The organism is Pseudomonas brassicacearum subsp. neoaurantiaca (assembly GCF_013608025.1).
In the GTDB taxonomy this organism is placed as follows: Bacteria; Pseudomonadota; Gammaproteobacteria; order Pseudomonadales; family Pseudomonadaceae; genus Aquipseudomonas.
The window spans coordinates 665-8,119 of the sequence record NZ_VDLV01000047.1 but is presented as its reverse complement, the minus strand read 5'-3'; the positions used below and the strand labels follow the sequence as shown (position 1 = coordinate 8,119).

Below are 7,455 nucleotides of genomic sequence, written 5' to 3'. Positions count from 1 at the left end.
TCGGTCAGGTCGATGCCGCGGCCCTGGAACACCGTCTGCGCCAGGGCCTGGGTCATTTCCATCGGGTCGCTGGCGGTGCTGATCTGTTGCAGCTTCAGGCGCACGCGGGTCACTTGGGTGAGGTAGGCCTGCAGGCTCAGATGGTCGCTGGCGTTTCGGCCTTCGGTGCCCTTGCCCAGCAGCGTCAACAACGGTCCGAAGGTGGCGTCCAGCGGTCCACCGGGCAATTCCACGAGTTGATCGATCACCGGCGCCTTGTCCGGCCCGATCAGCTTGTGCGCGGACTTCATCAGCGAGTCGCCCAAGGCCGGCGCGCGGCTGCCGGCCTGGCCTTGATAGGCCAGGGTATTGATCAACGCGATCAGCGGCGACTGACGCACATCGCTCATCAGCGTCAGTTGCTCGATCACCCCGTCCAGGTTTTTCGGTTGGCGGGCGCGCAGGCTGTTGAGAAACCCGAGCCAGGCGCTGGCGTAGTCTTGGAAATAGCGTTCGGTCAGGCGCGCCTTCAGCTCGTCCGGCGTCAACCGGGGATCGACCTCGCCGGGTTTGTCGCTGAGCACCCAGTCGATTTCCTCACGCCGCGCCTGGGCGATGTCGTCGATGGCCTGGCGCACCTGGCCCTCCCATGCCTGGCGCGTGAACACCCCCGGCACGCTGGCCTTGCTGGAAAACAGCCCGGCGGCCTCGGTGTCGCCGACCATCTGCGCCAGGCCCAGGGCCGAATAATGCTGGCCCACGTCGTCCAGCACCTGTTGATACAGGCTGGCCTCGGCGTTGCGCTGGCCCAGTTGATCGAGCAAGGCCTGGCGCACCTGCGCCACCAACCGAGGGTCGGCCTCGATGCGCCAGTCGGGGTGCGCGGCCAGCTGCTCGGCGTAGAACTGCCAGAAGCCGGGCGCCAGCGTTCGCCAGAGCGCGGGGGCAACGTTCTCCCGGGTGGGTTCGGTGTGGCCGAAGGTCTTGACCAGAAGCTCCGCCTCGGCTTTTTCCGGGCGCGCCATCATCAGGTACGCCTTGAGCTGATCGTAGGCAACCGCCGAGCGCTCGACGCGCTCGGCACTGCCCGGCGCCAACTTGACCAACGCCTCCAGTTGCTCGCGCAAGCGCGCCGCCGCCGGGTCGCGCACCAGGCGATTATTGGCCTCGACATAACGCGGCCAGAGCATTTCAAGCAGGACGGGATTGCGGTTCAAGCCAAAGCGCTGATGCCACGGCGCACCGGCCACGGCACGGTGATCCAGGCGCGCCAGCACGTGGACCAGCTCGTTGAAGGCGAGCAATTGCTCATCGGCCCGCGACGACGCGTCCAGCCCCGCCAACACCGCCTGCACCTGAACGATCTGCGCCCGATTGCCGACAAAGGACAGCGCCATTCCCACGCCCCACACCACGGCCAACCCCAGGAACAATGCGTAAGCGACACGCGGCGCCCCCCAGCCCAGCCGCGCGCCGACCGCCTTGTCGCGCTGCACGCCCTGCCACACCGGATCCGGCCACCAGAAATGCTCATCTTCAGCACTCCGGATCTCGCGCAGCGGCTGGCTGAACCACAGCCCACGCAGCCTCACCCCTGGATTGAACCCACTCAACGACGGCGCCAGCGCCTGGCGCCAACGGGCAATGCCATCGGCCTGCAAATCCCGGGACAGGCGCAGCAGAAAATCGTGGTGCAGCTGCTTCTTGACCTTCATCTGCACGATGCCCTGGTGACGCAAAGGCTCGACCAATTCCTGCAGACAATCCTCCAGCGTCGCCGGCGTGACCTTGGCCGGCAGCAGACAACCCACCGGCTGACGCTCGCGACCTTCCTGCGACCACGTCGCCTCACACACCTGCCAGAGGTGCAACGGCACCTGCCGGCGCATCCGACGAGCCAGCCCCTGCAAATGGCGCATGCCCTTGGCCAGCGCCACTGCATCGGCGCTTTGTTCTGGGGTCAGTGCCCAGACCACGCCGTCCAACGCGCGCCAACGGCTTAGGTTGAGCCATGGGTCGAGCATGGGATTTTCCAGACTCTCTTGGAGGCTGCCGCCCCAGAGCAGCACGGTGCGTTGGCCTTCGAGCCACTTCTTATCCGCCAGCTGCGGGGCGATGGCGGTGATCTCGGTGGGTTCGCCGACGATGAGCAGGAGGCGGACTTTGTGGCGCCAGAGGGGGCCATATTGGTGGCGGAGGGTTTCGCGGAGCTCAACCAACGATTTTTCATTCATCGAATTGGGCTCGACCTTATTGAGCGTCGGTGGCGGGCTGGTGTCCGTCTGATATTTTCGATAGGCCGAACGACCCAAGACGTTGCCTAGAAAATTGAATCCACCCAGGAACAACATCAATACCAGCGCCATCGTGGATATTCCCAGCAATCCGAGCGCCTGAAGGTCGCTATCAGGCTGAACGCCCAGCGACTGAGGGTATCGCCACATCACAGCGCCCAAGGTTGCGCAAATCAGCAACAACCCGCTGGCCACCGTCCACACACGTATAAAACTTTGCAGCTGCATTCGAATTTCCTATTCCGGGAGGGAAGGCGCAGGCGTCAATGCCATGCCCCAAAGCCTGGCGTCAGCGCGGCCATTGCCGCTGACAATGAACTGCGGCCCCGCGCCAACCTGAATGGCTTGCGTCGCCGCGACAATCGCCAGCCATGGCGAAGCTTTGCCCGGGTTCCCCAGCATTGCGTCCAAGTCATGGAGCCCATGCTCGTGCTGCATCGGTATCGATAACTGAGTGGATACGCTGTCCACGGCTGTATGACGTTGCGCATCAATACCCGTCCGCCAGACCTGCCGGATCGCCTTGAACTCCACCGGTACCCAGGCACTTGCCTGTGTCGCGGCAGCATGCAGCGCGTCGGGACAAGGTTGGCGCTCCTGCTCCGGGCGGTGGAGCAAAGCCACGGGTGCCACGTTGGTTTGCGCCAGCTGATTGCCTAGCAACAAACCGGCAATCACTTCCGCCGTGCCCTCGGGTTGTCTCGGTGCAAACTGCAATCCGATGACCAGCAGCACAGCTTCCTCATAAAAGCGCTGATCGAGCCATTGATCCAACGCATCCAAGCCATTGCCTTCGAGTAGAACCGGTGCCTGGCGGATAGCGGACGCTTGCCATGCCTGCTCCCACGTCCGGTCCCACCCGGAACGCGACAAGCCGCTATCGACGTCCAACAGCAGCCCCAGCCGCGTATGGTCAGGCAACTGGGCCAGGGTAGGGGCCAATTCCTCCAATACCTGTTGCAACGTTCGCAGCAACAACGGTTCGAGATCTTCAGCCCCATCGCCCGGTAAACGACTGTGGCATGACGATGACGAAACGAGCCTCGAAGGCTGCATCGTTTGCGCCTTGATGCCACTCTGCAAAGCCTCCAACTGCACTGCAGGTTCGTCGCCGGGGGCGCGCAGGGCGGTATGCAAGTCGACTTTCAACACCTGTAGCAATCGCCTTCCTTGACGGTTTTTTTGGACAAGGTCCGCCTGTCGCGCCTGATCCCAACCATCGGCCACCGCTTGTTCGCCGAGATACAGCAACGTCCGCCCAAAACTCAGGGCACACCACCCCAGCAACGGCACGCCCAAAGCCAGGCCCCAGGAAACTTCAGGATTCTGGTGCAACGCTTCGGGGCCGAACGACAACACGCCCACAGCTCCCAAAAACAAACAAAACACCAATAACCCAAGCCAAAGCCTGGCCCGTGGCCGTACCGGCCTAGGCGCCAAGACCGGGATGTCACCCATTCGCACCGGCATGATTAACGGGCCCCCACGCCAGGCATCGATGAAATCAGTGCACAGCCACAGGCGCACAGATGCCCGGTAAAGGCGACGGGCACGCCATTGTCCTTGAACGTCGGATGACCTTCGGCAACGACCGTGCGCCCATGCCCCGGCACCGGGCAATCCACCGGATCGCCCTGCCGAGCGACACCGATACCGCCGAACTTCATGACGGTTGAACCTGATTGGACGGTGCCGTTTCCTGAGTTTTTGTCGCCGATTCGGATGATGTTTTTCATGTTTTGCTCCTTGTTTAAAAGCTGATTTCCTGTGGCAAACGAACTCTTTTATTTAATCAGGCCAATGTCTTTATATTTAATGCGCGCCTCGCAAAACATTAAGTCTTCGCGATGAATAAAACTTACCAATTCGCAATTTTGCTTGGCATATTCAATGTCTTCAAAGTCGTGAGTAATATCATTGATGTGCTGGAGGAGCTCCGATCGAGTTTTCGACAGGTCTTTACCTAAAATTGAAAGCAAGGTGTAAAAATTATCGTTGCTTATGCCTGTTTCAATGTAAATCAGCTCGGATAAGCGCGACGATGTCAAAGAGGCAAGGCAACCCGTTTTTTCTATTTCTGCCTCTTTTCCTGGATTTATCCCATTAAAGACAGTGTCGCATTTTAGATCTCTATATTTGATCCAAGTCCGCTGTCCCTTATTGAGAAGCTTGTGGTGATGAAAGTCTGAGCTTTTTAATAGTGATAGGTATTGTTGATTGAGTTTTCTGTCGATTTTTTCATAGGAGATAGCTACACATCCTAAAATCCCTCTGGTAGTGGTGTCGTTCGGAACGCAACGTTCGCTCGCGGAAAGAGTTGATGAGTACAGCGAATGCACAATAAGGTAAATCAATGCCAACAATCGCATGCCAACCCCTTTTCGAAGAGCTTTGCTTCTTCCTCTCGGCGAATGATTAGCCCGCCAAGTCCCGCCTGTCCTTCCCAAAGACGCTTCATGGATCTTAATCTGGACGGTATGCTTTCGGGAGTTAGATTTATCAAATCATCGCTGATCTGCTTCATCTCTAAGCGCGACTCAACGCTTGGTCTAGTAAATGAGATGCCTCTATTGATGACTAGAGACAATAACGCTCCTTGACAATGCGGGTGTAGGCTTGCTGTCTGGGGATATGTATTTAATACTAGTTGCGCGTAGCGCAACTTCATCCTCAATGCCAGACTTGCCGCGTCGTCTTTGCTGATGGCTATATGGCTAGTTGCATTAAGGCTGCTTATAGCCTCGTCGCCACGCTTTCCTACGGCAGATAATAGGGATTGAATTTCCAGCCAAGTATAAAGTCCGGATAAATCCTGACGCACCTGCGCTGGTGTCTGCTGTCCCAAGTCATATCCATATCCTAATGTCACACCGCTGGCGCCTGCTGGTACGTACGGATATTCTCTATATCCTTCTTTCTCTAATATAAAATCGAATGATTCCTTAGAGACGATGAGTGTTGTGCCTGAGCTTTCAAGCTTATGAACTTCAACAACACATTCCGCGGGGCAAATTGAATTTAAACTGTCTCCAATCCCCACCGGATGAAAGTGATAAACCTTCCCATCCTCCTGTAACCCAACCTTATCCATCACCTCATCCCACCAACACAACGCCTTGATCCGCTCTTTCTCCGCCAACCAGTTCACATGCGGCGTCGAGCCGCTATGGCCGAGCAGTTCGTCCAATGCATCCCACTTTTGCGGGCGGTGGAACCATTCGCTTTCCTTGAGCACGATCAGTTGTGAGATCGATTGGGCGTGGGCCGGTACGTTGAGGGCTGTTTGCAGTTCTTCGGCGGTCATCTTGCCGTCGTGGTCGCGGTCGATGATGTCGAACAGGCGTCGCTGGACCGGCCCTTTGTCGCCCGCGTCGGCCATCGGGCCGTAGCGTTCCAGTTGCGCGCCGCTGAAACGGTCTACGGCGCGGTGGAAGGAGGCCAGGTGTTCTCGGGGGGACGAGTAGTCGAAGATCACTTCGTAGCCGTCCCATGACCAAGGATTGACCCATGGCGTCACGCCGACTTCTTCGCACACCCAACCGTCCAGCACAGCGTTGTCGACATCGTTCAGCAGGCCGTCGAGGCGGTACCAGTTTTGTGCTTTTCGTTCAGAGGTGGCGAGGAGGGTGATTTTGTATTTGTCTGGTAAATCGTCGAGCAGGCTTTTGGGAACCAACAGGTCCGCGTCGCTGAAGCGGTTGGCTCTCGCTAAATGTGGTGGACGTGTGGTGCTGTAGTCATCTTGATGGGCCAATACGGGCGTGCCCTTGACGAGCTTCAGCCAAGTCTTGCCGCGCTTCGGCAACCGTTCGGCCCAGGCGCGACTGGCTTTGAGGAAGGCGCGCGCGTCTTGTTCGCTGAACACTTCCAGGTGCAGTTTGTTTTCCGGGCGATCAGCGTTATAGCTTTGGTACACACCGATGTGGCCGATCATATCTCCGGCCTTGATAGGCACCGGTTCGTCCAGCACCACCACTCGATCATGCGCCAGCGGTTCCAGCTCCCCTCGCAACGAGGGGTAATGGACGTATTGGTTGACGCGCTCCAGCTTTCGGAATTCGCCGTCGCCGCTGATCGTTACTTCGGTGCCCGGTGGCAATTCCAAAAGGATTTCACTGAGGACATTCGCTTCGGCACGCACATTCAGCGAGCTACGGCTTCTGACGCGATACTGATTTGCAGAAATGGGCTCCAGAAAATAGACCGAAAGGTAGCCACGCAGCGCACCTTCGGCATCGATCAAAACCTCTGGTCCAAGGGTGTTTTCCAGTTTGCGGAACTCACCGTCGCCGCTGACAGTTACCTCGGCGCCGGCAGGCAGGAATGCCAGTACCTTGCCTTGACGGGCCATGTTGCGCACGTTCAGGCCGCGCTGTTCGGGGCGACCATAGGATATGTCTTGTACCGTTTCCTTTACCCAACGGGTTTGCCCCTCAGGCCAGAAGCCCGGGCGCGTCAGGGCTGGGTCTTGCTGGTAAGCGGCCCAGTCCTGCAGATGCATGTACAGGCTGTAGAGGATCAGGCTGGGCGGTGTGTCCGGGCTGCCCTTGATTTTCGGTGGCTGCAAAAGATGGCGCACCAGCACGAAGTTTCGTGAGAAGGGTTTGTTCACGACGAGCTTGTTGAACTGATAGGCGGTGGTCGGTGCGTGTTGATCGATGCGATACGCCACCACCTCTCCGTCAGCCAGGCAGTGCACGCTGGATTGATCGAGCTCGCCGGCCGTGCCCGCATCGAAATGCACGCCGCCATGCCAGAGACCATTACGCCCCAGCGGGTAGTAGCCCGCCGCAGCCTTGGCCAGTTGGGTCAAGTGCAGCAATGGATGGTTTCTGTCCTTGAAGGGATGGCTCCAGGTGTTGGCTGGCGAGAGCCCGACATTCTGATGTTCAAGCGACGAAGGGGAGTTGATGGGCCTGGTATCCGGTGTCGGCCAGATGGGAGGATCCGCTTGATCGGGTCTTGAACCCCCGCGATTGTCGGCGCGTTCGAAAAGGCGAAGCAGTGAGTTGAGCATGGTTTATTTGGCCTTTGGTTTCGTGAAGGGGATCAACCGGAGAAGTCCGTTAGCGCTGCGGATCTGGCGTCATGTTCGGTCAGCTCAGGCAGTATTTTCAGCGGTGCGGCCTGCTCGGCAGCGCCTTGCACATATTCGAAATTCGCCGACCTGACGACAAAATCT

General features: G+C 58.4%; 5 protein-coding genes. All 5 read right to left on the bottom strand.

The features are described 5' to 3' along the window. A partial coding sequence (locus FHK92_RS22135) for an ImcF-related family protein (protein WP_375154623.1) occupies nucleotides 1-2,345 on the bottom strand: 2,345 nt, incomplete at its 3' end. 165 nt (nucleotides 2,346-2,510) lie between these two features. Next, on the bottom strand, nucleotides 2,511-3,632 hold the full coding sequence (locus FHK92_RS22130) for a hypothetical protein (protein ID WP_309109616.1): 1,122 nt from the start codon (nucleotides 3,630-3,632) through the stop codon (nucleotides 2,511-2,513). A 113-nt stretch (nucleotides 3,633-3,745) separates the two neighbouring features. Continuing rightward, nucleotides 3,746-4,009, bottom strand: coding sequence for a PAAR domain-containing protein (locus FHK92_RS22125; protein WP_181289993.1), 264 nt, complete (start codon nucleotides 4,007-4,009; stop codon nucleotides 3,746-3,748). Between the two features lie 48 nt (nucleotides 4,010-4,057). Beyond that, nucleotides 4,058-4,642, bottom strand: a complete 585-nt coding sequence (locus FHK92_RS22120; protein WP_181289992.1) for a lysozyme inhibitor LprI family protein — start codon at nucleotides 4,640-4,642, stop codon at nucleotides 4,058-4,060. Further along, the gene (locus tag FHK92_RS27650) at nucleotides 4,624-7,290 is read right to left on the bottom strand and encodes a hypothetical protein (RefSeq protein WP_219916145.1); all 2,667 of its coding nucleotides are present in this window, start codon (nucleotides 7,288-7,290) and stop codon (nucleotides 4,624-4,626) included. The genes FHK92_RS22120 and FHK92_RS27650 overlap by 19 nt, the downstream gene beginning before the upstream one ends. Nucleotides 7,291-7,455 lie beyond the last annotated feature (165 nt).